At 72.0% G+C, this 26,689-nt stretch carries 21 protein-coding genes; 16 read left to right on the forward strand and 5 right to left on the reverse strand.

The window, feature by feature from the left end; genetic code table 11:
* From ABZ948_RS35100 to ABZ948_RS35120, 5 genes are all read left to right on the forward strand, one after another.
* A partial coding sequence (locus ABZ948_RS35100) for an ABC transporter permease (RefSeq protein WP_359766540.1) occupies positions 1-825 on the forward strand: 825 nt, incomplete at its 5' end.
* Positions 826-1,050: 225 nt separating this feature from the next.
* Positions 1,051-2,418 (forward strand): cytochrome P450, encoded by a 1,368-nt coding sequence (locus ABZ948_RS35105; protein ID WP_359766542.1) that lies wholly within the window; start codon positions 1,051-1,053, stop codon positions 2,416-2,418.
* Between the two features lie 102 nt (positions 2,419-2,520).
* On the forward strand, positions 2,521-3,828 hold the full coding sequence (gene pcaDC / locus ABZ948_RS35110) for a bifunctional 3-oxoadipate enol-lactonase/4-carboxymuconolactone decarboxylase PcaDC (RefSeq protein ID WP_359766544.1): 1,308 nt from the start codon (positions 2,521-2,523) through the stop codon (positions 3,826-3,828).
* Positions 3,829-3,863: 35 nt separating this feature from the next.
* Positions 3,864-4,499, forward strand: a complete 636-nt coding sequence (locus tag ABZ948_RS35115; protein ID WP_359766546.1) for an MBL fold metallo-hydrolase — start codon at positions 3,864-3,866, stop codon at positions 4,497-4,499.
* A gap of 43 nt (positions 4,500-4,542) precedes the next feature.
* The gene (locus ABZ948_RS35120) at positions 4,543-5,322 is read left to right on the forward strand and encodes an exodeoxyribonuclease III (protein ID WP_359766548.1); all 780 of its coding nucleotides are present in this window, start codon (positions 4,543-4,545) and stop codon (positions 5,320-5,322) included.
* Here the strand turns inward: ABZ948_RS35120 and ABZ948_RS35125 are convergent.
* Positions 5,319-7,085 carry an SGNH/GDSL hydrolase family protein gene (locus ABZ948_RS35125; RefSeq protein WP_435857739.1) on the reverse strand — a complete coding sequence of 589 codons (1,767 nt, stop codon included), beginning with the start codon at positions 7,083-7,085 and terminating at the stop codon, positions 5,319-5,321. The genes ABZ948_RS35120 and ABZ948_RS35125 overlap by 4 nt on opposite strands.
* 219 nt (positions 7,086-7,304) lie before the next feature.
* On the opposite strand from ABZ948_RS35125, the gene ABZ948_RS35130 reads away from it, so the two are divergent.
* Both ABZ948_RS35130 and ABZ948_RS35135 read left to right on the forward strand, forming a co-directional pair.
* Positions 7,305-7,712, forward strand: a complete 408-nt coding sequence (locus ABZ948_RS35130; protein ID WP_359766550.1) for a DUF6278 family protein — start codon at positions 7,305-7,307, stop codon at positions 7,710-7,712.
* A 140-nt stretch (positions 7,713-7,852) separates the two neighbouring features.
* Positions 7,853-8,596 (forward strand): amino acid ABC transporter ATP-binding protein, encoded by a 744-nt coding sequence (locus ABZ948_RS35135; protein WP_359766552.1) that lies wholly within the window; start codon positions 7,853-7,855, stop codon positions 8,594-8,596.
* Between the two features lie 223 nt (positions 8,597-8,819).
* On the opposite strand, the gene ABZ948_RS35140 is transcribed toward ABZ948_RS35135, so the two are convergent.
* The gene (locus ABZ948_RS35140) at positions 8,820-10,388 is read right to left on the reverse strand and encodes an alpha/beta fold hydrolase (RefSeq protein WP_359766554.1); all 1,569 of its coding nucleotides are present in this window, start codon (positions 10,386-10,388) and stop codon (positions 8,820-8,822) included.
* Positions 10,389-10,503: 115 nt separating this feature from the next.
* Positions 10,504-11,259: a hypothetical protein gene (locus tag ABZ948_RS35145; RefSeq protein WP_359766556.1), complete on the reverse strand. Its 756-nt coding sequence runs from the start codon at positions 11,257-11,259 to the stop codon at positions 10,504-10,506.
* Between the two features lie 104 nt (positions 11,260-11,363).
* On the opposite strand from ABZ948_RS35145, the gene ggt reads away from it, so the two are divergent.
* Positions 11,364-13,163 (forward strand): gamma-glutamyltransferase, encoded by a 1,800-nt coding sequence (gene ggt / locus ABZ948_RS35150; protein WP_359766558.1) that lies wholly within the window; start codon positions 11,364-11,366, stop codon positions 13,161-13,163.
* Between the two features lie 75 nt (positions 13,164-13,238).
* Here ggt and ABZ948_RS35155 read toward each other — a convergent pair whose 3' ends face one another.
* The gene (locus tag ABZ948_RS35155; RefSeq protein ID WP_359766560.1) at positions 13,239-15,761 is read right to left on the reverse strand and encodes an ATP-dependent Clp protease ATP-binding subunit; all 2,523 of its coding nucleotides are present in this window, start codon (positions 15,759-15,761) and stop codon (positions 13,239-13,241) included.
* A gap of 185 nt (positions 15,762-15,946) precedes the next feature.
* Positions 15,947-16,714: a type I methionyl aminopeptidase gene (gene map / locus ABZ948_RS35160; RefSeq protein ID WP_359766562.1), complete on the reverse strand. Its 768-nt coding sequence runs from the start codon at positions 16,712-16,714 to the stop codon at positions 15,947-15,949.
* 32 nt (positions 16,715-16,746) lie between these two features.
* Between map and ABZ948_RS35165 the strand changes: the two genes are divergently transcribed.
* The 8 genes from ABZ948_RS35165 (at position 16,747) to ABZ948_RS35200 (ending at position 26,571) form a co-directional block, all read left to right on the forward strand.
* Positions 16,747-16,998, forward strand: coding sequence for a helix-turn-helix domain-containing protein (locus ABZ948_RS35165; RefSeq protein ID WP_359766563.1), 252 nt, complete (start codon positions 16,747-16,749; stop codon positions 16,996-16,998).
* Between the two features lie 110 nt (positions 16,999-17,108).
* Entirely contained in the window at positions 17,109-19,148 is a 2,040-nt protein-coding gene (locus ABZ948_RS35170; protein WP_359766565.1) for a hypothetical protein, read from the forward strand.
* A 170-nt stretch (positions 19,149-19,318) separates the two neighbouring features.
* Positions 19,319-20,161: a nitrilase-related carbon-nitrogen hydrolase gene (locus ABZ948_RS35175; protein ID WP_359766567.1), complete on the forward strand. Its 843-nt coding sequence runs from the start codon at positions 19,319-19,321 to the stop codon at positions 20,159-20,161.
* Entirely contained in the window at positions 20,158-21,444 is a 1,287-nt protein-coding gene (locus ABZ948_RS35180) for an aspartate aminotransferase family protein (protein ID WP_359766569.1), read from the forward strand. Before ABZ948_RS35175 ends, ABZ948_RS35180 begins: the two co-directional genes overlap by 4 nt.
* A 27-nt stretch (positions 21,445-21,471) precedes the next feature.
* Complete coding sequence (locus tag ABZ948_RS35185; protein WP_359766571.1) at positions 21,472-23,037, forward strand: PucR family transcriptional regulator; 1,566 nt, start codon at positions 21,472-21,474, stop codon at positions 23,035-23,037.
* A gap of 155 nt (positions 23,038-23,192) precedes the next feature.
* Positions 23,193-24,035, forward strand: coding sequence for a nitrilase-related carbon-nitrogen hydrolase (locus ABZ948_RS35190; protein WP_359766573.1), 843 nt, complete (start codon positions 23,193-23,195; stop codon positions 24,033-24,035).
* 97 nt (positions 24,036-24,132) lie between these two features.
* Positions 24,133-25,536: a dihydropyrimidinase gene (gene hydA, locus ABZ948_RS35195; protein ID WP_359766574.1), complete on the forward strand. Its 1,404-nt coding sequence runs from the start codon at positions 24,133-24,135 to the stop codon at positions 25,534-25,536.
* Positions 25,537-25,548: 12 nt separating this feature from the next.
* Entirely contained in the window at positions 25,549-26,571 is a 1,023-nt protein-coding gene (locus ABZ948_RS35200; RefSeq protein WP_359766576.1) for a TIGR03842 family LLM class F420-dependent oxidoreductase, read from the forward strand.
* The last annotated feature ends 118 nt before the right edge of the window (positions 26,572-26,689 follow it).

Consider the following 26,689-nt stretch of genomic DNA (forward strand, 5'->3'; position numbering starts at 1 on the left):
ACCGCGGTGGCCACCATCATCCTGCTGTTCCTGGCGCTGCCCATCGTCGTCATCCTCGTCACCTCCTTCAGCAACAACGCCTTCGCCTCCTTCCCACCCGAGGCATGGACGCTGAACTGGTACAAGGCCCTGTTCGCCGACGGCAGCAAATGGCCCGCCGCACTGTCGCTGAGCGCCCTGATCGCCGCCATGAGCACCGTGTTCTCCCTGATCATCGGGGTCACTGCCGCCACGGCCCTGGTCCGCAGCGAACTCCCCCTGCGCTCCGCCGTCTTCGCGCTGGTCCTCGGCCCGCTGGTCATCCCCCAGATCGTCACCGCACTGGGCCTGTTTCTGTTCTTCGAACCGGCGGCAATGCTGGGCAGCCCGATCGCCATCGCCCTCGGGCACACCGTGCTCGCCTCACCCATCGCGGTCCTGATCCTGATCGCGACCCTGCGCGGCATCGACGAACGCCTCGAAGACGCCGCCGCCAGCATGGGCGCCGGCCGCCTCACCATCGCCCGGAAGATCACCTTCCCTCTGGCGGCCCCCGGGATGATCGCGGCGGCGATCTTCTCCTTCATCACCAGCTTCGACGAGTTCTACATCTCCCAGTTCCTCTCCTCGGTCGACACCGTCACCCTGCCCGTGCAGGTCTACAACTCCCTCACCTTCGAGATCGACCCCAGCGTCACAGCCGTCAGCGCGATCCTCATCGCCTTCGCCATCCTCGCCCTGGGCCTGGTCGCCCTGGTGCGCTGGATCGGCTCGGGACGACAGGACTCCCTGCTCTCGGTCGAGAACACGGTCGGCGTCGCCAACCCCGGAGGCGAGGCCGTATGACCACCCAGCGATCGTCCTCCCGCCACATGCACGAGGAAGTCTTCGGTCCCGTCGACGCCATCCACCGGTTCTCCACCGAGGCCGAGGCGATAGCGAGGGAACGGGCTCCCCCTCCCCTCGACCAGCCCGCCCCAGGTGGCGCAAGACACGTGCATGACAGGATTGCGCTGGGGAAAGGTCAGGGAAGTCATAGGGGTGCCCAAGATTGACGTGAAGGGATGACCCGTGACGTCCACTGCGCCTCCCCCCATACCTCGGGCCGCAGGATCGTTCCCGTTCATCGGCCACGCTCTGAAGATGCGTGACAACCTCGGCTTCATCGACTCGCTGCGCGACACGCGGGAACCACTCGTCGAGATCGTCCTGCAACCCGGGACGCGCACCATCGTGGTCCAGGACCCGGCCCTGATCCACCAGATGCTCAAGGCCCTCGCGCCGACCCTCGACAAGGGCCGGCTCTACGACAAGCTGGGCCAACTGCTGGGCGACAGTGTCGTCACCGCCACCGGCCGGACTCACGTCCGCAAACGCCGCCAGGTGCAACCGGCGTTCGGCCACACCGAGATCAGCCGGTACGTCGACATCATGCGCGCCGAGGTGACGGCCACGGTCGCCGGCTGGGAGCCCGGGCGGACCCTCGACGTACGCGAGGCGATGGTCGGGCTGAGCCTCGACATGCTGGCCAAGACGGTGTTCTCCGGCAGCCTCGACGACGCCGTCTTCCGACGGCTGCGCAGCGACCTGTCGGTGGTGATGAACGACGTCGGTGTGCGCATGATGCTGCCCGACTGGGCCGAGCGTCTGCCGCTGCCCTTCAACCGCCGCTTCGACCGGGCCCGGGCCGGCGTACGCGCCACCATCAACACCGCCGTCGACGAACTGCAGGCCTCCGGGCACGACACCGGGGACATGCTCTCCATGCTGCTGCGCGCCATCGACGAGGAGACCGGCGAGCCGCTGACCGGGGACCAGATCTGCTCGGAGATTTTCACCCTGGCCGTGGCGGGCACCGAGACCACCGCGTCGGTGCTGTCCTGGGCCCTGTACGAACTCGCCCGCCACCCCGGCATCGAGGCCCGGGTCCTGGCCGAGCTGGACGAGGTCCTCGGCGAACGGCCGGTCACCTTCGACGACGTGCCCCGGCTGCCGTACCTGAACCGGGTGATCACCGAGACCCTGCGGCTGCACCACCCCGGCTGGCTGGTCACCCGCCGTACCACCGAGGAGACCCGGCTCGGCGACTGGACGCTGCCCGCCGGCACCGAACTGGCCTACTGCCAGCACGCCCTGCACCGCGACCCCGAGCGCTTCCCCGACCCGCTCACCTTCGACCCGGACCGGTGGAACGACGCCGCGCAGCAGCTTCCGCCGGGCGCGTTCCTGCCCTTCGGGGAGGGCAAGCACAAGTGCATGGGGGACCGTTTCGCCCTCACCGAGATGGTCACGGCGCTCGCGACGATGCTGCGTTCGGTACGGCTGGAACTCGCCGAGGGCCAGGTCGTCCGCCAGGTCGCCCGGCTCACCGTACGGCCGCGCGCGCTGCGGATGACCGTCCGCCTACCGGAACCGTCCCGAGCCGAGGCAGGCCTGTAGCGAGGGTTCCGGCAGGGCCGGACACGCCGCGCCGGGAGGGGCGAGAGCCGTCGGGTTCCCCCACCCGTGTGAGATTTCGTGATACGTGAGAGGGTCTGAGGCGTGAGTGAGACACCGTCGAACACCCTGCAATACCGCTTTGACGGGCCAGAAGAGGCTCCCGTCCTGATCCTGGGTCCCTCTCTGGGCACCACCTGGCACATGTGGGACCGCCAGGTCCCCGAGCTGACCAAGCAGTGGCGCGTCTTCCGGTTCGACCTGCCGGGCCACGGCGGCGCTCCCGCGTACCCGGCGGGCTCGGTCACCGACCTCACCACACGCCTGCTGGCCACCCTCGAAGGGCTCGGCGTGCAGCGCTTCGGCTACGCCGGCTGCGCGCTCGGCGGTGCCGTCGGCATCGAGCTGGCCCTGCGCCATCCCGAGCGGCTCGCCTCCCTCGCGCTGATCGCCGCCTCGCCCCGCTTCGGCACGGCCGACGAGTTCCGCCAGAGAGGCGTGATCGTCCGGACGAACGGCCTCGACCCCATCGCCCGCACCGCCCCCGAGCGCTGGTTCACCGGCGGGTTCGCCGCCGCGCAGCCCGCGATCACCGAGTGGGCCGTGCAGATGGTCCGCACCACCGACCCCGGCTGCTACATCGCCGCCTGCGAGGCGCTCGCCTCCTTCGACGTCCGGGCCGAGCTCGGGCGCGTCGGCGTGCCGACCCTGGTCCTCGTCGGCTCGGACGACCAGGTCACCGGCCCGGCCGAGGCCCGCACCCTGGTCGCCGGCATCCCGGACGCCCGCCTCGCCGTCGTCCCCGGCGCCTCCCACCTGGTGCCGGTCGAGCAGCCCGCCGCGGTCACCGACCTCCTGGTACGGCACTTCTCCACCGCCTGGCAGCCCGCCTTCGAGACCTCCACCGGCCAGACCGCCCTGCCGGCCGCCGCCCTCAAGCCGGTCCTGTCCGCCGCCCCGCCGCAGCCCCCCCAGACCGGGCCCGTCGCCGAGATCGCCCCCGTCGCCGTACCGCCGCAGGCCCAGGGGCGGCCCGACCCGTACGACGCCGGCATCAAGGTCCGCCGCGAAGTGCTGGGCGACGCCCACGTGGACCGGGCGCTGGCCCAGGCCGACGAGTTCTCCGGGGACTTCCAGGAGTTCATCACCCGCTACGCCTGGGGCGAGATCTGGGACCGGCCCGGCCTCGACCGGCGCACCCGCAGCTGCGTCACCCTCACCGCCCTGGTCGCCGGCGGCCACCTCGACGAGCTGGCCTTCCACACCAGAGCCGCCCTGCGCAACGGCCTCACCCCCGGCGAGATCAAGGAAGTGCTGCTCCAGGCGGCCGTCTACTGCGGCGTGCCCGCGGCGAACAGCGCGTTCAAGGTGGCGCAGCAGGTGATCCGCGAGGAGACCACGCCCCAGGAGTGAGCCCGTCCCGCGGCCCCGGAGGCAGGATGGAGACCATGAAGCTCACGAAGAAGTCGCACGCCTGCGTCCGCCTCGAGAAGGACGGGCGGACGCTCGTCCTGGACCCCGGGGGATTCAGCGAGGAGGACGCCGCGCTCGGCGCGGACGCGATCCTCGTCACCCACGAGCACCCCGACCACTTCGACGAGTTCCGGCTGCGCGCCGCGATGGAGAACAACCCGGCCGCCGAGATCTGGACCCTGAAGTCGGTCGCGGAGAAGATCTCGTCCGCCTTCCCGGGCCGCGTCCACGCAGTCGGCCACGGCGACACCTTCACCGCCGCCGGCTTCGACGTCCAGGTCCACGGCGAACTCCACGCGGTGATCCACCCGGACATCCCGCGCATCACCAACGTCGGCTACCTCGTCGACGGCGGCAAGGTCTTCCACCCCGGCGACGCCCTCACCGTCCCCGACCACCCGGTCCAGACGCTGATGCTCCCCGTCATGGCCCCCTGGAGCAAGATCTCCGAGGTCATCGACTACGTCCGCGAGGTGAAGCCGCAGCGCGCCTACGACATCCACGACGCCCTGCTCACCGACCTGGCCCGGCCCATCTACGACCGCCAGATCGGACAGCTCGGCGGGTCGGAGCACCTGCGGCTCGCACCGGGGACGTCGGCGGACCTCTGACGCCGGGACGGCGCTGTCAGACCCTCCGGGTAGGTTGTGAGGCATGCGCATCGCGACCTGGAACGTGAACTCGATCACCGCCCGCCTGCCGCGGCTCCTGGCCTGGCTGGAGAGCAGCGGCACGGACGTGCTGTGCCTCCAGGAGGCCAAGGTCGCCGAGGACCAGTTCCCGGCGGAGCAACTGCGCGAGCTGGGCTACGAGTCGGCGGTCCACGCGACGGGCCGGTGGAACGGCGTGGCGGTGCTCTCCCGCGTCGGCATCGAGGACGTCGTCAAGGGCCTGCCCGGCGACCCCGGCTTCGACGGCTCGGTGGAGCCCCGCGCCATCTCGGCGACCTGCGGCCCGCTCCGCGTCTGGTCGGTCTACGTGCCGAACGGCCGTGAGGTGGATCACCCCCACTACGCCTACAAGCTCCAGTGGTTCGAGGCCCTCAAGGCGGCCGTGGCCGGTGACGCGGCCGGCGGCCGCCCCTTCGCGGTGATGGGCGACTACAACGTGGCGCCGACGGACGACGACGTCTTCGACCCCGCCGCCTTCGAAGGCTCCACCCACGTCACCCCGGCCGAGCGCGCCGCCCTGGCCTCCCTGCGCGAGGCCGGCCTGTCGGACGTGGTCCCGCGCCCCCTGAAGTACGAGCACCCGTTCACGTACTGGGACTACCGCCAGCTCTGCTTCCCGAAGAACCGCGGCATGCGCATCGACCTGGTCTACGGCAACCAGCCGTTCGCGAAGGCAGTCAAGGACGCGTACGTGGACCGCGAGGAGCGCAAGGGCAAGGGCGCCTCGGACCACGCCCCGGTCGTCGTCGACCTGGACGTCTAGGGGGTCAGCAGCCGCAGGTCCACCGAGTCCGCCAGGGCCGCCAGCCCCGCGTCGCCCGGATGCAGATGGTCCCCGCTGTCGTAGGCGGGCAGCATCCGGGACGGCCGCTGCGGATCCCGGACCACCGCGTCGAAGTCGAGCACGCCGTCGAAGACGCCGCCGCCCCGGATCCACTCGTTCACCGCGACCCGCTCGGCGTCGACGGCGGCCGTGCACCGCGCCTCGCCCTCGCAGGGCAGGATCGTCGCCGCGAGCATCCTCAGGCCCCGGGCGTGCCCGCGCGCCGCGATCTCCCGCAGGCCCGCGATCACCTGCTCCGCGGAGGTGTCCCAGCGCAGGTCGTTGACGCCCTCGAAGACGATCACCGTACGCGCCGACGGCTGGGCGAGGACGTCCCGGTCGAACCGGTGCAGGGCGCTCACCCCGGCGGTGTCCGTGGACACCCCGTCGCCGGGATAGCGGTCGCTGACCACTCGGTTGCCCGAGATGCCCTGGTTCAGCACGCCGTAGCGCGGGACGGTGCTCTGACCCAGCAGCCGGCCGGCCAGGACGTCCGGCCAGCGCCGGTTCGCGTCCACTGTCGACTTGTCGCCGTCGGTGATCGAGTCCCCGAGCAGCACCACGGACCCGGGCCCGCCGCCCACGTCGACCCCCGCGAGCAGCGGCCAGCTGCTGATCACCGAGGTGTACGCCCCCGCCGAGCCGTCCGCCGCGTGGTCGCCGGGCTCGCTGACGTACGACCGCTGCTGCGCGAGCCGGTGCAGGGGCGCCGCCGGCACCGGGCCGGGCAGGTGGAAGCTGACCAGCAGATTGGTGTCCTCGGGCACCGCGAAGCCGAGCGGATCGCTGTACGCCTGCGCTCCGGCCGGGATCTCCACCCCGGCCGCCCCGCCGAAGGACAGCGGCACCGGAGCGCCCCGCGAGGCCGCGCCCGACGCCTGTACCGCCACCGTCGCGCTCCCGATCCGTACCGGCGCGGCCGCGAAGGTGTTGTCGAACCGCACCCGCACCCGGGGCCCGCCGGCCGAGGTGTGCACCACCAGCCGCAGCGTCCGGTCCGTCCAGGGGCCCACCGCGCCGTACCCGCCCGTGGCCGTCGTCCAGCTGCCCGTCCAGCCTTGCGTGGCGGTCCGTACCGACACCGCGAAGACGTGCAGTCCGGCCGCCCTCGGCAGCCGGACCGAGGCGACCGCGCGCCCCGCTGCGAGCGGCACCGTCACGACGTACAGACGGGCCCGCTCGGCGAGTTGCCCGCCGGGCGTGTTGACGTGCGGCAGGGCCACCGCCTTCGTGGCGAGCGGCCCGCTGCGCCAGTCCGGCGCGGTCAGCCGGTAGCCGGAGCGGGTGCCGTCCGCGTACGCGACCGTGCCGTTGCCGCCCACCTCCGTGCCGGCGGTGCCCGCCACCAGGAAGGCGAGGGCGTCACCGCGCCCCGTGACACGGACGTCCTGCCCGGCCGCGCGAACGTTGTCCGGCTCGCCGGGCCGCCGCTTCGGCCAGGTCAGCCGGGCCCCCTGGACGGTGAGGGCCCGGCCGGGCGTCCAGCCGGCGGCCGCGAGATCACGCGCCGACAGGGAGGCTCCGGCACCGTCGAAGTCCGCCGCCGCGGGCCGGCCGTCGTCGCTGACGGCCTTGTTGTCGAACAGCCGCTCCAGCGGCACCGGCGCGGCCGGCCCGGACTCGGCGGCCCGCGCCGACGCCGCCGAGATCAACGACCCGCACAGGGTCAGGACGACCAGGATCCCCCGGACACATCGGCGCACGGCCGACTCCTCCCGCTCATCGAGACACGACGCGACACCACAGCACGCAGGGACGGAACAGAGAGCTCAACGACAGCCGGTACGCAAGGCGCACGGTGAAACTAGGGAGACGGCCGTGACGCGTCAACGCGCCACGGGCGAACTCGGCGTGAACTCGACGGTCACCGACGGCCCGCGCGCCTGTGGTGCGTACGGCGGTACGAATGACACGCTGGACGTATGAACATCCCTTTCCTGGGCAACCGGCGCCAGAAGGTGGGGTTCCCCGATCCGGCGGGCATCGCGGACCTCCTCGCCGAGTGTGAACTGCTCCGCTCCCTGGCGTCCCGGGCGGGTGTCCGCCTGGACGACTCGGCGGTCTCGCTGGAGGCGCTGGACCAGCTCGTGCCGCGCTGGCGTGACGACGAGGAGACCCTGCCCTGGCTCGGCAACGACGCCGGTCTCTACCTGGGCACCGTCATCGTGCGCACCGTCCCGGGAGCCGTCTGGGAGATCCGGTCCGACGGGCAGCCCGTCGTGCGGCTGGCCTCCGGCCGGGAGTTCGACGTCGTGGAGTCGGGGCACGAATGGGCCGCGAACGGCGTGCCCGAGCTGTCGCAGCTGTACGCCGAGGTCGCGGAGGCCTGAGCCCCATGGCCAGAACCTTTGGCCCAAAGTCCGACGTAAATACGGCTAATGATCGAAAAGTGCGTGTCGCCCGTCAACTTCGATCTTGCCTGGATACGTTGCGGCAACCACCACACAGCTGAGAGTGAGTAGGGCTGAGCATGGCCGTCGATCCGCTGATCGAGCTGCGTGACGTCAACAAGCACTTCGGGGAGCTGCATGTCCTGCGGGACATCAACCTCACCGTCGGCCGGGGGGAGGTGGTCGTGGTCATCGGCCCGTCGGGGTCGGGGAAGTCCACCCTGTGCCGGGCGATCAACCGGCTGGAGACCATCGAGTCCGGCCAGATCGTCCTCGACGGGCAGCCCCTGCCGGAGGAGGGCAAGCCCCTGGCGCGGCTGCGCGCCGACGTCGGCATGGTCTTCCAGTCGTTCAATCTCTTCGCCCACAAGACCGTGCTGCAGAACGTCTCCCTGGGGCAGGTGAAGGTCCGCGGGCGCCGGAAGGAGGACGCCGACAAACGCTCCCGTGAACTCCTCGACCGGGTCGGCGTCGCCGACCAGGCGGACAAGTACCCGGCGCAGCTCTCCGGCGGTCAGCAGCAGCGCGTGGCCATCGCCCGCGCCCTGGCCATGGAGCCCAAGGCGATGCTCTTCGACGAGCCGACCTCGGCCCTCGACCCGGAGATGATCAACGAGGTGCTGGAGGTCATGAAACAGCTCGCCCGCGAGGGCATGACCATGATCGTCGTCACGCACGAGATGGGCTTCGCCCGCTCGGCCGCCAACCGCGTCGTCTTCATGGCCGACGGCCGGATCGTCGAGGACCGCACCCCCGACGAGTTCTTCACCAACCCCAGCAGCGACCGCGCCAAGGACTTCCTCTCCAAGATCCTCAAGCACTGAACGGGCGGGCACCGGACGGCTCATCGCATCGGACCTCGACTACGATGTGCCCTTCATCCCTGTCGGAGAGGGGGACTTCGCCAGAATCCGCCGATCCCGCCCGGGATGAGCTGACCGCCCGCCCGGTGTGCGGGGCGCTCCCACCGGGTGCGGCCCCCATGGCCCGCGCGGCCACGGGGGCGGCGGTTCACATCGGCCAGGCCCGTCCGGCGGCAGCCGGAGATCACTGCTCGCGCAGCGGAACCGACACGTACGACGGGTCGTTCACCGGCGAGGAGAAGGTCAGCTGCGCGCCGGACGGGTTGTGCTCGATGTAGAGCGGGTCGACCGTGTCGACGACCAGGGCGAGGCGATGCCCGGCCGGGACGTCGTAGGCCGTGGAGTACAGCTCCAGGTCGACGCCGAACGGCTTTCCGGGGGTGCGCCCGTGGAAGGTGTACGGCGCGTGGGTGACCAGCTTGCCGAGGCCGAGCGGCCCCACGTCGTACAGGTAGGCGACGAGGGTGCCGCTCTCCTTGGTCGGGGTGAGGGTCGTGTGCAACCTGGGCGTCCCGCGCACCTGTTGGGCCGTGGCGTACTTCTCCGACTGCCACACGGCGGCCCAGCGCCGGGGGAGCAGCGGGATCGAGGCCATCGGGGGCAGTTGGGCCACCTGGTCGAGGATGTTGGACAGGAAGACGACCCCGCCGTCCGCGCCCGAGTTCACGTTCGTGTGGATGGTCCTGGAGTCGGCGAGGGCGATCTTCCGGGCGTCCGCTCCGACCGACTTCCAGTCGGGGTAGCCCTCGTAGCCGCCCGCGGCACGGGACTTGAGCCGGACCGGCTGCTCACGGTCGATGCCGTTGTCCTCGCCCCTCAGGTAGTGGTCGAACCAGCGCTCGGTGTCCTGCCACACGTCGTTGGGCAGCCCGAACAGACCGGTCGCCTCGGCGGTGGCGTGGTCGCCGGGCCGCAGCTCCAGCCGCTTCGGGCCGGTCAGCTTCTCGTAGAAGTCGGCGTACTGGTTGGGCGGGAAGATCGAGTCGCCCCAGGCGTTGGCGAGCATGATCGCGGCGCCGTTGTCGTTGATCCGGTCGACGTAGGTCGCAGCGGAACGTTTCTTCCCCCAGGCGACGAGGTCCGGCTCCTTGGCCAGGTTCGAGCTGTAGAAGTCGTCGAAGACCTGCCGGAGTTCGGCGCTCTGCCGGCCGGTGACGAGGCTCGCGCCGTCCAGCAGGGCGGCCGCCTGGACGTGCTGGGTGCGCCCGGCGTAGATCGAGCCGATCAGGTCGGCCCAGCCGCTGAGCGAGGCGACGGCCCTGACCCGCTTGTCGTGCGCGGCGGTGAGCAGGCTGATGCCGGCGCCGTAGGAGACGCCCGCCATGCCCACGCGCCGGGCGTCGGAGGGGGTGTGGGCGAGCGCCCAGTCGATGACCTTCGACGCGTCGGCGACGTCGGGTGGGCCCGCCACTTCTATCTCGCCGCCGGACTGCCAGAACCCGCGCACGTTGTACGTGACCACGATGTACCCGGAGTCGGCGAGCTTCTGGGCCTGGGCCAGGTACTCGACCTGGGGCAGGCCCCAGCTCGTGGGCAGGACGAGCAGCGGGTAGCGGCGCGTGCCGTCGGAGCCGGCCGGGGTGACGACGTTGGCTTTGAGGACGGTGCCGCCGTCTCCGGCGATGTCGACGAAGCGGACGGGGTGCGGCGCCGCCTGGGCGGTGGGGGCGCTTCCGAGGGCGGTGCCGGCGACCAGGGTCGCCGAGACGGCGCCTACGGCGGTGGTGCGCAGGGCCTTGCGGTGGGGTCCCACGGTCACTCCTCACTCGTGTCAGTGCAAAGTGACCGAACGGTAACCTCGCCCCTTTACCAGGGGTAACCCGTCGGTAAGTTACGTGGCAGTAACGATTGTTGAGAAGTGGAGGACCTCAGGAGGCGCGGTGCGTATTGCGTGGAGCCGCTGCGGGTGAGGCGGTCTGCGCCGCGCGCGTCACGTCCTCCACCAGCTCGACGACGTCCGGACCGTAGGCCTGCGAGTTGATCACCTTGAGCAGCAGGACGAAAGAGCCGTTGCCGTACTTGCGGGCCAGCCGTTCGTGGTGCCGGGCGAGGTAGCGGGTGGTGGCCTGGTTGGTGATCGACGTCTGGCCGCAGAAGAGGAACACCGGACGGGTGTTCTGGCTGCGCTCCGCGGTGAGCCGGGCGAGCAGCGCGTACTCCTCCTTGCCGTTCTCCACGCGGTACCGCTCGGAGCCCACCAGGAACGATCCCCGGTCCGGGCCCGGTTCGGCGTCGACGTTCACGCGCACGCCCGGCAGCAGTGAGGACAGATGGGCCGCCATCCGGCGGTTCGAGGCCGGACCGCCCACACAGAACTCCGTGCGCTCGCCGAAGCCCTGACGGGCCGTGTCGTGCGGGAGGATCTGGGCGTGGGCGTTGCAGTCCTTGATCAGCGCCGCGAGTTCGAGCAGTGCGAACACGTCGTAGCGCATCACCGCGAACTCGGGACCGCCGGCGCCCCGGTTCACCACCAGCAGCGACTCGGAGTTGTCGGGCAGCCCGAAGAACGCCTGCTTGCGGCGGAGCCTGCGCCGCCACAGATAGGTGCGGGCCACCCAGCCGAGCGCGGCGCTGATGCCCGCCGCTATCACGCCCAGGACGATGTTGCGCACGTCGTCATTCATGGGCGCGCATGGTAGCGGGCCGGGCGGACACGCGTTCGGCGCGCTCCTGACGAGGGCATGGCCATGAATTAAGCTGCGCGGACGGCCTTTGACTGGAGGTGCGGATGCGTCGCCCTGTCGCACGGAATCTGACGGTCCTGGCGGTTTCGGCCGCCGTGGTGGCTTCGGTGGGGGCGGCGGCGCCACCCGCCGCACAGAGCCCGGGCGGTGAGAAGACCCCCCTGGCCGTCGGCTACGGCGGCGCGGTCTCCAGCGTCGACCCGGACGCCTCCGCCGCCGGGATCGAGGTCCTGAGGAAGGGCGGCAACGCCGTCGACGCGGCCGTCGCCACGGCCGCCGCCCTCGGCGTCACCGAGCCCTACTCCGCAGGCATCGGCGGAGGCGGCTACTTCGTCTACTACGACGCCAAGTCCCGCTCGGTGCGCACCATCGACGGCCGCGAGACGGCCCCGCTGAGCGCCGACGAGAACCTGTTCGTGGAGAACGGCAAGCCCGTCCCCTTCGCCGAAGCCGTCAGCAGCGGCCTGAGCGTCGGCACGCCCGGCACGCCCGCCACCTGGCAGACGGCGCTCGACCGGTGGGGCAGCAAGCGCCTGTCCAGTGTGCTGAAGCCGGCCGAGCGGCTCGCCCGCGACGGCTTCACGGTCGACGAGACGTTCCGGGCGCAGACGGCGTCCAACGAGACCCGCTTCCGCTACTTCCCGGACACCGCGGAACTGTTCCTGCCGGGCGGACGGCTGCCGGTCGTGGGCTCCACCTTCAAGAACCCCGACCTCGCCCGCACCTACGCAGAGTTGGGCCGCAAGGGCGTCGGGACGCTCTACCACGGCTCGCTCGGGCGGGACGTCGTCGATACGGTCAACAAGCCGCCGGTGGACCCGGGTTCGGGCTGGAACGCCCGCCCGGGCGACCTGTCCCCGCGGGACCTGGCGGCGTACCGCACCAAGCTCCAGGCGCCGACCCGGACCTCCTACCGGGGCCTCGGCGTCTACTCCATGGCGCCCTCCTCCTCCGGGGGCACGACGGTCGGCGAGGCGCTCAACATCCTGGAGCGGACCGACCTGTCGAAGGCGAGCCAGGCCGAGTACCTGCACCGGTACATCGAGGCGAGCCGGATCGCGTTCGCGGACCGCGGCCGGTGGGTGGGAGACCCCGCCTTCGAGGACGTGCCGACGAAGGAACTGCTCTCGCAGCGGTTCGCCGACTCGCGGGAGTGCCTGATCAAGGACGACGCGGTGCTCACGAGTCCCGTGGCGCCCGGCGACCCGCGCGACCCGAAGGCCTGCGACACCGGCGGTACGGCCGCTCCCACGACCTACGAGGGTGACAGCACCACGCATCTGACCGTGGCCGACAAGTGGGGGAACGTCGTCTCCTACACCCTCACCATCGAGCAGACCGGCGGCAGCGGGATCACCGTGCCCGGACGGGGGTTCATCCTCAACAACGAGCTGACGGACTTCTCCTTCACCCCGGCGAACCCGGCCGTGCACGACCCCAACCTGCCGGGCCCGGGGAAGCGGCCGCGGTCCTCGATGTCACCGACGATCGTCCTCGACGGGCACGACAGGCCCGTGGTGGCACTGGGGTCGCCGGGCGGAGCCACGATCATCACGACCGTGCTGCAGACGCTCACGGGGTTCCTCGACCGGGGGTTGCCGCTGGTGGATGCGATCGCTGCGCCTCGGGCGAGTCAGCGGAACGCCGCGCAGACGGAGGTGGAGCCGGGGTTCGACGCGGACGTGAGGCGGCAGTTGGAGGCGATCGGGCACTCCTTCAAGGCGAACCCGGAGATCGGGGCGGCTACGGGGGTGCAGCGGTTGCCGGGTGGGAAGTGGCTGGCAGCCGCTGAGACCGTACGGCGTGGTGGGGGATCGGCGATGGTGGTGCGGGCGGTGCGTTGACAGTTTCGTCCGCGGGCGCGTGGGGGCTGGTCGCGCCCGCGCGGCGGAGCCGCACATCGGCACAGTCCCGCGCCCCTATCGGGGCGCCGTACTGAACGCGAGACGACCGTCCTCCACGTCCACCGTCACCTGGCCGCCCTCCGGCACTCGGCCGTCCAGCAGCAGTCGTGACAGTTCGTTGTCCACCTCGCGCTGGATCGTGCGGCGCAGGGGGCGGGCGCCGTACTCCGGCTGGTAGCCGCGTTCGGCCAGCCAGTCCACCGCCCGGTCGGTGAAGGTCACCGTGATGCCCTTGCCCCGGACGAGGGAGCGGGTGCGGTCCAGGAGGAGGTCGGTGATCTGGCGCAGCTGTTCCGTGCTGAGCTGGCGGAAGACGACGATCTCGTCGATGCGGTTGAGGAACTCGGGCCGGAAGTGCTCGCGCAGCGGGCGCAGGATCTGCTCCCGGCGGGCCTCCTCGTCCGCGTCGGCGCCGCCCGACGCGAAGCCCAGCGTGGCGCCGCGGCGGGTGATCGCCTCCGAGCCGAGGTTGCTGGTCATGACGATGACCGTGTTGGCGAAGTCCACCGTCCGGCCCTGCGAGTCGGTCAGCCGGCCGTCGTCGAGGACCTGGAGCAGGATGTTGAAGACGTCCGGGTGGGCCTTCTCGACCTCGTCCAGCAGGAGCAGCGAGTAGGGGTGGCGGCGGACGACCTCGGTGAGCTGGCCCGCCTCCTCGTGGCCGACGTAGCCGGGCGGGGCGCCGACCAGGCGGCTGACGGTGTGCCGCTCCTGGTACTCGCTCATGTCGAGTCGGACCATGCGGTCCTCGCTGCCGAACAGCGCCTCGGCGAGCGCCCGGGCCAGCTCGGTCTTGCCGACGCCGGTCGGGCCGAGGAACAGGAAGCTGCCGATGGGCCGGTCGGGGCTCGCAAGCCCCGCGCGGGAGCGCAGCACCGCGTCGGAGACGACCCGGACGGCCTCGTCCTGGCCGACCACCCGCTGGTGCAGATGCTCCTCCAGGCCCAGCAGGCGGTCCTTCTCCTCCTGGGTGAGGCTGCTGACCGGGATGCCCGTCTGCCGCGACACCACCTCGGCGATCGCCTCGGCGCCGACGACCAGGTCCTGGCCCTCGTCGACCTCGCCGTCACCGCCGGCCTCGGTGATCCGCTGCTTCACATCCAGGATCCGGTCGCGCAACTGGGTGGCCTGCTCGTACTGCTCGTCCGCGACCGCCTGGTCCTTGTCCCGGGTCAGCTGCTCCAGCTCCCGTTCCAGGGCCCGCACGTCGGTGCCCTTGGTCCGGGCCCGCAGCCGCACCCGGGCACCGGCCTGGTCGATCAGGTCGATCGCCTTGTCCGGCAGCCGGCGGTCGGTGAGGTAACGGTCCGACAGCTCCACGGCGGCGACCAGCGCCTCGTCGGTGTAGCGGACCTGGTGGTGGGCCTCGTAGCGGTCCTGCAGACCGCGCAGGATCTCGATCGCGTCGGCGGCGGTCGGCTCCGGGACCATGATCGGCTGGAAGCGGCGGGCGAGCGCCGCGTCCTTCTCGATCCGGCGGAACTCCTCCAGCGTGGTGGCGCCCACGATGTGCAGCTCGCCCCGGGCGAGGGCCGGCTTGAGGATGTTGCCGGCGTCCATCGACCCGCCCTCGCCGCCACCGGCACCGGCGCCCACGACCGTGTGCAGCTCGTCGATGAAGATGATGAGCTGGTCGGAGTGGGCGCGGATCTCGCTGACGATGTTGTTCATCCGCTCCTCGAAGTCACCCCGGTAGCGGGTGCCCGCGACCACACCCGTCAGGTCCAGGGCGACCACACGGCGCCCGATCAGCACGTCCGGCACGTCCGCCTCGGAGATGCGCTGCGCCAGCCCCTCCACGATGGCGGTCTTGCCGACGCCCGCGTCACCGATCAGCACCGGGTTGTTCTTGCCGCGGCGGGAGAGGACCTCGACGGTCTGCTCGATCTCCTGGTCCCGGCCGATCACCGGGTCGATCCGGCCGTGCCGGGCCAGCTCCGTGAGGTCGCGGCCGTACTTGTCGAGGGTCGGCGTGTTCGTCGGACGCGGCCGCTCGGCCTGGGGTGCCTCCGGCGCCTCGGGCGGCTCGGAGGGGGCGAAGCGGGCCGCGTTCAGGATGTGCCCGGCCGCCGAGTCCGGGTTCGAGGCCAGGGCGCTCAGCACGTGCTCCGGGCCGATGTAGCCGTAGCCGCGCGCCCGGGCCATGTCGTGCGCGTCCAGCAGCGCCCGCTTGGCCGCCGGAGTGAGGGAGAGCGCGGTCGGCGGCGGCGCGTCGTTCGGGCTGTGCTGGGCCGGGCCCGACCGTTCGTCGATCTGGGAGGCCAGCGAGTCGGGGTTCGCACCGGCCTTGCTGAGCAGGGTCCGGGTGGGTTCGGTGGCGAGCGCCGCCCGCAGCAGGTGTTCCGTGTCGAGGTCGCGGCTGCCGTGCTCGGCGGCGTACTGCGCGGCGCCGCGGACGAGTTCCCGGGCCGGCTGGCTGAGCAGCCGGCCGAGGTCGATCTGCCGGGGACCCGGACGCGGTCCGCCGAAGAAGCGTGCGAGGAATTCTCCGAAGGGATCCGAGCCGTAGCCCTCCGGGCTGCTGAAGCCGCTGCTCATGGGCCTTCCGTTCCCGGCGTCCCCGGCGCGCGGGCGGGGGACGCCCTCGCTGGTCGACGTGCCGGGGTCGGGTAACCCGGGTGGCAGCCCGTTACACCTGGGGCGCGCTCGTAGAACACCTTCGCACGATCGCCGACGAGGGGCACCTTCGGGACATCGCCTGACAATCCAGGCGGGTGGCGGGTTCAGCGTGCCGTCAGGATCCTCGGGCCCGCGTCCGTGATCGCCACCGTGTGCTCCGCGTGGGCCGCGCGGGAGCCGTCGTTCGTCTTCAGGGTCCAGCCGTCGGGGGCCGCGTGGAAGTCGTCCCCACCGCCCGCGATGACCATGGGCTCGATGGCCAGCACCATGCCGTGCCGCAGGCGCATGCCGCGCCCCGGCCGTCCCTCGTTCGGCACACCGGGGTCCTCGTGCATCCGGCGGCCGATGCCGTGGCCGCCGAAGCCGTCGGGGATGCCGTAGCCCGCGCCGCGGCAGACCGTGCCGATCGCGTGGGCGATGTCGCCGATCCGGTTGCCGACGACGGCGGCCTCGATGCCGGCCGCCAGGGCCCGCTCGGCGGTCTCGATCAGGCGCAGGTCGGCGCGGCGCGGGGTGCCCACGACGAAGCTGAGGGCCGAGTCGCCGACCCAGCCGCCCAGTTCGGCGCCGAAGTCGATGGAGACCAGGTCGCCGTCGCGCAGCCGGTAGCGGGTCGGGATGCCGTGCACGATCGCGTCGTTCACCGAGACGCAGAGGACGGCGGGGAAGGGGGTCGGCGCGAAGGACGGCCGGTACCCCAGGAACGGCGAGGTCGCGCCCGCCTCGCGCAGCACGTCGTGCGCCACCTCGTCCAGTTCCAGCAGGGAGACGCCCACGTCGGCGGCCTGCCGCGCGGCCGTCAGGGCACGGGCGACGACCTGGCCCGCTTCGAACATGGCATCGATCGATGTGTCGGTCTTCAGCTCCACCATGCCAATTACTATACCGGTATTAGAATGGGGGCATGGTGCGCACCCCTCTCACCCCCGAAGAGCGCGAACGCGGCGAGCGGCTCGGCCGGCTGCTGCGTGCGGCGCGTGGCGACCGGAGCATGACGGAGGTCGCGGCGAGCGCGGGCATCTCCGCGGAGACCCTCCGGAAGATCGAGACCGGGCGGGCCCCGACCCCGGCCTTCTTCACGGTGGCCGCGCTGGCCGGCGTGCTCGGTCTGTCCATGGACGAGCTGGCGGCGCGGTGCGTCCTGGTGCCGGTCTGAGGCCGGTGCTGAGGCTCCTGCGCCCCGTGTGAAAACTCCCCGTAGCACTGCTGTAACACGACTGGTGTTGCCTACTGGGCGGAGTGCTCCGGTCTGGCGGGAGTTGAGCGATGACGGCGGATCAACTCCCGGTCGAGATACGGGAGTTCGCGAACTACCTGGATGGTCTGCTGGCACGTCTCGATCCGTCCGGCGGCTGGTGCGCGGTGTTCTGGCAGCGCGACCCCGACGGCATGCGGGCCTGTCTCGACGGGCGTGAGATGCCGCCCTGGGACGTCGTGGAGGCGCTGCTGCGGGACCTCGCCGGGCAGTACGGCCCGGGGGGCGCGGGCCCGGAGACGGAGCGCGCCCGCTCCCTGCACGCCGCCGCGCTGGCCGCGTTCGACAGCCGGCCCGGGGGTCGTGACGCGCTCGGGGACCTGCTGGACGTCATGCTCCGCGAGCAGCGGTTCGCCGCCGAGCGCCAGGCCGGCCTGGCCCGGCAGCTGGCCTCCGCCGCCACCCGTGAGCAGGCCGACGCGCTCCGGCTGGACCTCGCCTGGGCCCGGGACGACCACGAACGCGCGACCGTCCGCTGCGCGGAGCTCAGGGCGCGGATGGCTCACCTGGACCGGCAGGGGCCGGGCTCTCTGCCGGCCGCCCCGCGCGAGAGCCACCGCGCAGCGGACTCCTGGCGGCGGGCCGACGGGAACGGGCCGGAGGCCGAGGCATGGGCGCGGGCTGGTGGATCGACGGGGAGCGCGCGCCGGTACGGCACGGGTCCGGTGGTCCCGGTCGCGCGGGAGGCGAGTGACACGACCGCAGGGGAGTTCGGTTTCCCGAGGGCCGGGGAGCTCGGTTCCGCGACGGGTGGGGAGCACGGTTCCGCGAGGGCCGGGGAGCTCGGTTTCCCGAGGGGTGGGGAGCACGGTTCCGCGAGGGCCGGGGAGCACGGTTTCCCGAGGGCCGGGGACCCCCGGGAACCCGCCGCCCACGGCAGGCCCCACGCCTTCACGGATCCGGGCCCCGGCCCGGAGACGGCCAGCAGACCCTCGACGGCTCCGGGCCGGGCCTCGGCGGGGCAGGGTCGGACTCCGGCGGGTCCCGGGGCCGGCCAGGCTCCGGTCCACGGGCCGGGCCCGGCCTCGGCCTCGTCAGGCCAGGCTCGGACGGGCCAGGATGCCGCCTCGGGCGCCTCGGGCTGGACCCCACCCGCCCCGGGCCGGGTCCAGGCCGCCCCACGTGCGCCCCTGAGCCCTCAAGGCTCGACGCTCCAAAGCCCGACCCCGTCCACCACCCAAGGCCCGAGCCCGGTCCCTCCCGGTCGGCCCACGCCCCCTCCAGGTCAGACCCCGACCCCCGCGGAACCGGCCCCGGCCGCTCCGCAGCCCCCTGCCGCCCCCGAACCCCCGGTCCCCCAGCCCTCCGCCGCCAAGCAGCGCAAACGCCGTCGCGGCGGTGCCCGCTTCGCGGGGATGGTCGAGGAGGACGCCGCCCCCGTCGTCGTACCGCCCGCCGCGGTGCCCGCGAGCCCCGTGCCCGCGCCCGCCGCCGGCCGCACCCCGCGCGGCGCGCGCTACGCCGGGGCCGAGGAGGAGGCCGTCGCGGAGCGCCCGGCACCGGAGACCGGCGCGGTCGGCGCGGCGGAGCGGACGGAGGTCACGCGGACCGTCGAGACGCTGGCGCGGCTGCGGGCGGAGGGGCGCAGCGGTGAGGCGCACGCCCTGCTGGTCGAGGCCGCGTCCTGGGCGCCCGCCCGGCTCCCGCTGCTCGCCCACGAACTCGAACGGGCCGGACTGGGAGCGGACTGGCAGACCCTGCTCTGGGAGGCCGCCTCGCTGCCCGCCGGGCGGCTGGTCGCCGCCGCGGACGCCCTGGTCGCGGCCGGGCGCGCGGCGGACGGGCAGCAGATGCTGCGCCAGGGCGTCGCCCGGCCTCCGGGCGAGGTCGGGGAGGCCGTCCTCGGACTGGTCGCCGAGGGCCGCCGGCGCGAGGTGCGCGCCCTGCTCGACGCCTACGTGCGGGCCCGCACTCCCGAGGAGGCCGCCCGCAGCGCCGAGCCCGACCCGCAGCGCCTGGTGCCGCTCCTGCTGGAGGCCGCCCAGGGCGTGTCGGACGAGCGCCGCTGGGATCTGCTGCACGCGCTCCGGGTCGCCGGATTCGCCGTCTGACCGGCGCCGACGTGCCACCGGCGACTCACCCACAGGGGTGCGAATCGCGCCCGGCACCGCGGGTTGGCGACGATGGTCTTGGCAAGCCCGTGCCGGAGGCTTACGTTCGTGGCTCTACGGCCCGCCTCTACGGGCGTAGAGGCGCAGCCGTCGCGTCGAAGGAGCAGCTCATGGCCAACGTCGTACGTGCCGCTCTGGTCCAGGCCGCCTGGACCGGCGACACCGAGTCCATGGTGGCGAAACACGAGGAGCACGCCCGCGAGGCGGCCCGCCGGGGCGCGAAGATCATCGGGTTCCAGGAAGTCTTCAACAGCCCCTACTTCTGCCAGGTCGAGGAACCGGAGCACTACCGCTGGGCCGAGCCCGTGCCCGACGGACCCACCGTGCGGCGCATGCGGGCCCTCGCGCGCGAGACCGGCATGGTGATCGTCGCGCCGGTGTTCGAGGCCGAGCAGCCCGGCTTCTACTACAACACCGCGGCCGTGATCGACGCCGACGGCACCTACCTCGGCAAGTACCGCAAGCACCACATCCCGCAGCTCAAGGGCTTCCGCGAGAAGTTCTACTTCAAGCCGGGCAACCTCGGCTGGCCCGTCTTCGACACCGCGGCCGGCAAGGTCGGCGTCTACATCTGCTACGACCGCCACTTCCCGGAGGGCTGGCGGGAGCTGGGCCTGGCCGGGGCCCAGCTCGTCTACAACCCGTCCGCCACGCACCGGAGCCTGTCGTCCCACCTGTGGCGGCTGGAGCAGCCGGCGGCCGCCGTCGCCAACGCGTACTACATCGCCGCGATCAACCGCGTCGGCCAGGAGGAGTACGGCGACAACGACTTCTACGGGACGAGCTACTTCGTCGACCCGCGCGGGCAGTTCGTGGGGGACGTCGCCAGCGACAGCAAGGAGGAACTCGTGGTCCGGGACCTGGACCTCGACCTCATCGAAGAAGTGCGGCAGACGTGGGCCTTCTACCGCGACCGCCGCCCCGACGCCTACGAAGGGCTGGTGCAGCCGTGACCGACGACCTCCTGGGCCGCCACCGGGCGGTGCTCCCCGACTGGCTCGCTCTCTACTACGAGGAGCCGATCGAGATCACCCACGGTGAGGGCCGCCACGTCTGGGACGCCGAAGGGAACCGGTACCTCGACTTCTTCGGCGGCATCCTCACCACCATGACCGCGCACGCGCTGCCCGAGGTGACCAAGGCGGTGAGCGAGCAGGCCGGGCGGATCATCCACTCCTCGACCCTCTACCTCAACCGCCCGATGGTCGAACTCGCCGAGCGCGTCGCCCAGTTGAGCGGCATCCCGGACGCCCGGGTCTTCTTCACCACCTCCGGCACCGAGGCCAACGACACGGCCCTGCTGCTCGCCACGGCGTACCGGCGCAGCAACACGATCCTGGCCATGCGCAACAGCTACCACGGCCGCTCCTTCAGCTCCGTCGGCATCACGGGCAACCGCGGCTGGTCCCCGACCTCGCTGTCGCCGCTGCAGACGCTCTACGTCCACGGCGGCGTGCGCACCCGAGGCCCGTACGCCTCGCTGAGCGACGACGACTTCATCGCCGCCTGCGTCGACGACCTGACCGACCTGCTCGGCCACACCCGGCCCCCGGCCGCGCTGATCGCCGAGCCCATCCAGGGCGTCGGCGGCTTCACCTCCTCGCCGGACGGGCTGTACGCCGCCTTCCGCGAGGTGCTGAAGGAGCGCGGCATCCTGTGGATCGCCGACGAGGTGCAGACCGGCTGGGGCCGCACCGGCGAGCACTTCTGGGGCTGGCAGGCCCACGGCCAGAACGGGCCGCCGGACATCATGACCTTCGCCAAGGGCATCGGCAACGGCATGTCCATCGGCGGGGTCGTCGCCCGCTCCGAGATCATGAACTGCCTGGACTCCAACAGCATCTCGACCTTCGGCGGCACCCAGATCACCATGGCGGCGGGCCTCGCCAACCTCAACTACCTGCTGGAACACGACCTCCAGGGCAACGCCCGGCGCGTCGGCGGCATGCTCATCGAGCGGCTGCGGGCCGCCGCCGCGCCGGTGCCGGCCGTCCGCGAGGTCCGCGGGCGCGGCCTGATGATCGGCATCGAGATCACCAAACCCGGCACCGACGAGGCCGATCCGCAGACGGCGGCCGCCGTCCTGGAGGCGGCCCGCGCGGGCGGACTGCTGATCGGCAAGGGCGGCGGCCACAACACCAGCTCGCTGCGTGTCGCCCCGCCGCTGTCCCTCAACGTCGCGGAGGCCGAGGAGGGCGCCGCGATCCTCGAGAACGCTCTGAGGAGCATCCAGTAGCAGTGGACTGAGCAAGGGAACCGTCACATGACCACCACCTGGGATTCCCTGGAACCGGCCCTGTCGGTGCGGCAGGTCCTCACCCTGGAGCGGGTGCTCGCCGGGGAGCCCGAGGTGGTGGCCGGTGCCAGCCACCTCGACCGGCCCGTCCGGTGGGTGCACGTCGCCGAGGCCGCCGACGTCGGCGTGATGCTCAGCGGCGGCGAGATGGTCCTCACCACGGGCGTGCTGCTCGCCGGGGACGAGGACAAGCAGGCCGAGTACGTCCGCTCGCTGCACCGCGCCGAGGCCGCCGCCGTCGTCCTGGGACTCGGCCGCGCCTTCCCCTCGCCGCCGGACGTGATGCGCCGGGCCGCCGAGCGGTGCGGGCTGCCGATGGTCGTGCTGCACCGGCCCTTCCCCTTCGCCGAACTGACCGAGGAGGTGCAATCGCGGCTGGTGCGGCGCAAGTTCGCCGCCGTCAGCCTCTCCGAGGCCGTCCGCACCGAACTCACCGCCCTCATCACCGCGGGCGCCCCGCTGCAGCGCCTCCTCGACGAGGTCGCGCGGCACAGCGCCTGCCCGGTCGTCGTCACCAACCTCGCCCACCGCGTCCTCGGCACGGCGGGGGAGCGGCCCGCCGTCGACGACGTGCTGCGCGACTGGGAGCGCATCGCCCGGCAGGCCGGAGGCACCGAAGGAGACGGCTGGATCCGTGCCGAACTGGGCGGGCGCGGGGAGCGGTGGGGCCGGATCGTGCTGTGCGGCTACCGGGGCGACACCGCCACCGGACGGCTGCTGGCCGACCGCGCCGCCGAGGCCCTCGTCCTGCACCGCATGCTCGGCGGCGGCGCCGCGTGCTCCTGGGAGGAGCAGTCCGCGCAGAGCCTGCTGACCGACCTGGTCAGCGGCGTCGTACCGGCGCGGCAACTGCTGCCCCGGGCGCGCGCCGCCGGACTGCCCGTCAACCGGCGGACGTTCGTCCCCCTGGTCGTCCGCGACGGCGACCCCACCCGGCTGGAACGGTTGCTGCGGCTGCTCGGGCTGTCCGGGCTCGTCGCCGAACTGGCCGACGGGGCCACCGCCGTGCTGCTGAGCCTGCCCCGCGACCAGGACGCGGACGCCCTCGCCGCGCACTTCGCGACCCGGCTGCGCACGGAGTCCGGCCGGGACCGCACGGTCGTCGCGGCGGCCGATCCCCGGGTCGCCTGGGACGACGTGCCCACCGGTCTGCGCGAGGCCCAGCACGTGGCGGACGCGGTGGCCGACTCCTCCGCCGCCCTCGACCTCCCGCCGGTCGTCCGCCTGAAGGACGTCCACCTGCGGGGCCTGATCCGCCTGCTGCGCGACGACCCACACGTGCAGTCCTTCGCCGAGCGGGAGCTGGACGGGCTGCTGCGCGCGACCGACGAGGACCTGCTGTCCGTGCTGCGCACGTATCTCGCCACCGGCCGCAACAAGTCCCGCACCGCCCAGCTCCACCACGTCTCCCGGCCGGCCCTCTACCGCCGCCTGGAGGCGATACAGGGCCGCCTCGGGGTGGACCTCGACGACTTCGAGCAGGCCGCCTCGGTGCACATCGCACTCCTCGCGCACGACGCGCAACAGCAGTGAAACACGCGACGACCTGGGAAAACGGCGGTGAAACATGGGCCCACGGCAGAGTGACACGGTGGCACGCCGCACGTCCCGGGACGTGACACGGTGCAACTCAAAGAGGACGTCCCGGCTTCCTAGGCTCACGGCACACCGAGCGACCGGAGGTCCCGATGAGCCGAGTGATCCGTGCCGCCGTCTTCCAGACCGCCTGGACCGGCGACAAGGAATCGATGATCCAGGTCCACGAGCAGGCGGCCCGCGACGCCGCCGCCCAGGGCGCCCAAGTCCTCTGCTTCCAGGAGCTGTTCTACGGCCCGTACTTCTGCCAGGTGCAGGACCCGGCCTTCTACGAGTACGCCGAGCAGATCCCCGAGGGCCCGATCGTCCGCCGCTTCCAGGCCCTCGCGAAGGAACTGGGCCTCGTCCTGGTGCTGCCGATGTACGAGGAGGAGCAGCCGGGGGTCCTCTACAACACGGCCGCCGTGATCGACGCGGACGGCTCCTACCTCGGCAAGTACCGCAAGACCCACATCCCCCAGGTACGCGGTTTCTGGGAGAAGTTCTACTTCCGCCCGGGCAACAGCGGCTGGCCCGTCTTCGACACCGCCGTCGGCAAGGTCGGCGTCTACATCTGCTACGACCGCCACTTCCCCGAGGGCTGGCGCGCCCTCGGCCTCGCGGGTGCCGAGATCGTCTTCAACCCCTCCGCCACGTCCCGCGGCCTGTCCGGCTACCTCTGGCAGCTGGAACAGCCGGCGGCGGCCGTCGCCAACGAGTACTTCGTCGGCGCGATCAACCGGGTCGGCGTGGAGGAGTACGGCGACAACGACTTCTACGGCACGTCCTACTTCGTGGACCCGGAGGCCCAGTTCGTCGGCGAGGTGGCGAGCGACAAGGAGCCCGAACTGGTCGTCCGCGACCTGGACATGGCGAAGCTGCGAGAGGTCCGCGACCGCTGGCAGTTCTACAGGGACCGCGCACCTGGGGCGTATGGCCCCCTGACGGCTCCCTGAAGGGCGCCCTGGCTGCATCGTCCTTGAAGGGGCGCGGGGAACTGCGCGAGCAACCACCCACAACCCGCACGTACCGACTGCGAGGAGCGACCACGACATGAGCAGCCGTACAGTCATCCGCGGCGGCCTCGTCATCACCGCATCCGACGAGATCCACGCCGACGTCCTGATCGAGGACGGCCGCATCGCCGCCCTCGCCGCCACCGGCACCCCCGCGGCGGACACCTTCACCGCGGACCGCACGATCGACGCCACCGGAAAGTACGTCATCCCCGGCGGCGTCGACGCCCACACCCACATGGAGCTGCCCTTCGGCGGCACCTTCGCCTCCGACACCTTCGAGACCGGCACCCGCGCCGCCGCCTGGGGCGGCACCACCACGATCATCGACTTCGCCGTGCAGAGCGTCGGACACTCCCTGCGCGAGGGCCTCGACGCCTGGCACGCCAAGGCCGAGGGCAACTGCGCCATCGACTACGGCTTCCACATGATCGTCTCCGACGTCAACGAGGACACCCTCAAGGAGATGGACCTGCTGGTCGAGGAGGGCGTCACCTCCTTCAAGCAGTTCATGGCCTACCCGGGCGTCTTCTACAGCGACGACGGCCAGATCCTGCGCGCCATGCAGCGCTCCGCCGACAACGGCGGCCTGATCATGATGCACGCCGAGAACGGCATCGCCATCGACGTCCTGGTCGAACAGGCCCTGGCCCGGGGCGAGACCGACCCGCGCTACCACGGCGAGGTCCGCAAGGCCCTGCTGGAGGCCGAGGCCACCCACCGGGCCATCCGGCTCGCGCAGGTCGCCGGCGCGCCCCTGTACGTCGTGCACGTCTCGGCGATGGAGGCCGTCGCCGAACTGGCCCGGGCCCGCGACGACGGGCTGAACGTCTTCGGCGAGACCTGCCCGCAGTATCTGTTCCTGTCCACCGACAACCTCGCCGAGCCCGACTTCGAGGGCGCGAAGTACGTGTGCAGCACGCCGCTGAGGCCGCGCGAGCACCAGGCCAAGCTGTGGCAGGGGCTGCGCACCAACGACCTCCAGGTGGTCTCCACCGACCACTGCCCCTTCTGCTTCGTCGGCCAGAAGGAACTCGGCCGCGGCGACTTCTCCAAGATCCCCAACGGCCTGCCGGGCGTGGAGAACCGCATGGACCTGCTCCACCAGGCCGTCCTCGACGGGCACATCTCCCGCCGCCGCTGGATCGAGATCGCCTGCGCCACCCCGGCGCGGATGTTCGGCCTGTACCCGAAGAAGGGCACCATCGCCCCGGGCGCCGACGCCGACGTGGTGATCTACGACCCGCACGCCGAGCAGGTCATGTCGGCCGAGACCCACCACATGAACGTCGACTACTCGGCGTACGAGGGCAAGCGCGTCACCGGCCGCGTCGAGACCGTGCTCTCGCGCGGCGTACCGGTCATCACCGAGCGGGAGTACACCGGACGCCCGGGTCACGGCGTCTTCGCCCCGCGCTCCACCTGTCAGTACCTGAACTAGGGAGTGGCGCAGATGGACTTCGGACTCGTCCTGCAGACCGACCCGCCGGCCTCGCGGGTGATCAGCCTGATGAAGCGCGCGGAACGGAACGGCTTCTCGTACGGCTGGACCTTCGACTCCGCCGTGCTGTGGCAGGAGCCGTTCGTGATCTACAGCCAGATCCTGGCCAACACCACGAAACTGAAGGTCGGGCCCATGGTGACCAACCCGGGCACCCGCACCTGGGAGGTCACCGCCTCCACCTTCGCCACCCTCAACGACATGTTCGGCAACCGCACGGTCTGCGGCATCGGCCGGGGCGACTCCGCGATGCGTGTGGCCGGCCGCAAACCCAACACCCTGGCCCGGATCAGCGACGCCATGAAGGTCATCCGGGCCCTCGGCAGCGGCCGCGAGGCCGACCTCGGCGGCGGCAGCGTCGTCCGGTTCCCGTGGATCAAGCCGGGCGCCGAACTGCCCGTCTGGATGGCCGCGTACGGGCCCAAGGCGCTGAAGATGACCGGCGAGGAGGCGGACGGGTTCATCCTCCAGCTGGCCGACCTCTACCTGACCGAGTACATGGTCAAAGCCGTGAAGGACGCCGCAGTCGCCGCCGGCCGCGACCCGTCCGAGGTGACCGTCTGCGTGGCCGCCCCGGCCTACGTCACCGAGGACGACTCGCCCGAGGCGCTCGCCCACGCGCGCGAGCAGTGCCGCTGGTTCGGCGGCATGGTCGGCAACCACGTCGCCGACCTGGTCTCCAAGTACGGCGAGCACTCCGCCGCCGTCCCCGACGAACTCACCGACTACATCAAGGCCCGCGAGGGCTACGACTACTCCCACCACGGCCGCGCCGGCAACCCGGACACCCAGTTCGTGCCCGACGAGATCGTCGACCGGTTCTGCCTGATCGGCCCGGTCGAGCGGCACGTCGAGAAACTGAACGCCCTGCGCGCACTCGGCGTGGACCAGTTCGCCGTGTACGACATGCACGACGCGCAGGAGGCCGTGATCGACGCCTACGGATCGCGGGTGATCCCGGCGGTCAACGGCTGACCCTCCCGCACCGCAGCCCCATGGACTCCCCCTTCCCCCGGCCCGGGAAGGGGGCGCAGGACGCTCCCGAGCGCACCCCCCATCGGCATCACCCGCACGGCCTTTCCCGTCCCACCTC

It is taken from the genome of Streptomyces olindensis, assembly GCF_040645895.1.
GTDB classification, from domain to species: domain Bacteria; phylum Actinomycetota; class Actinomycetes; order Streptomycetales; family Streptomycetaceae; genus Streptomyces; species Streptomyces olindensis.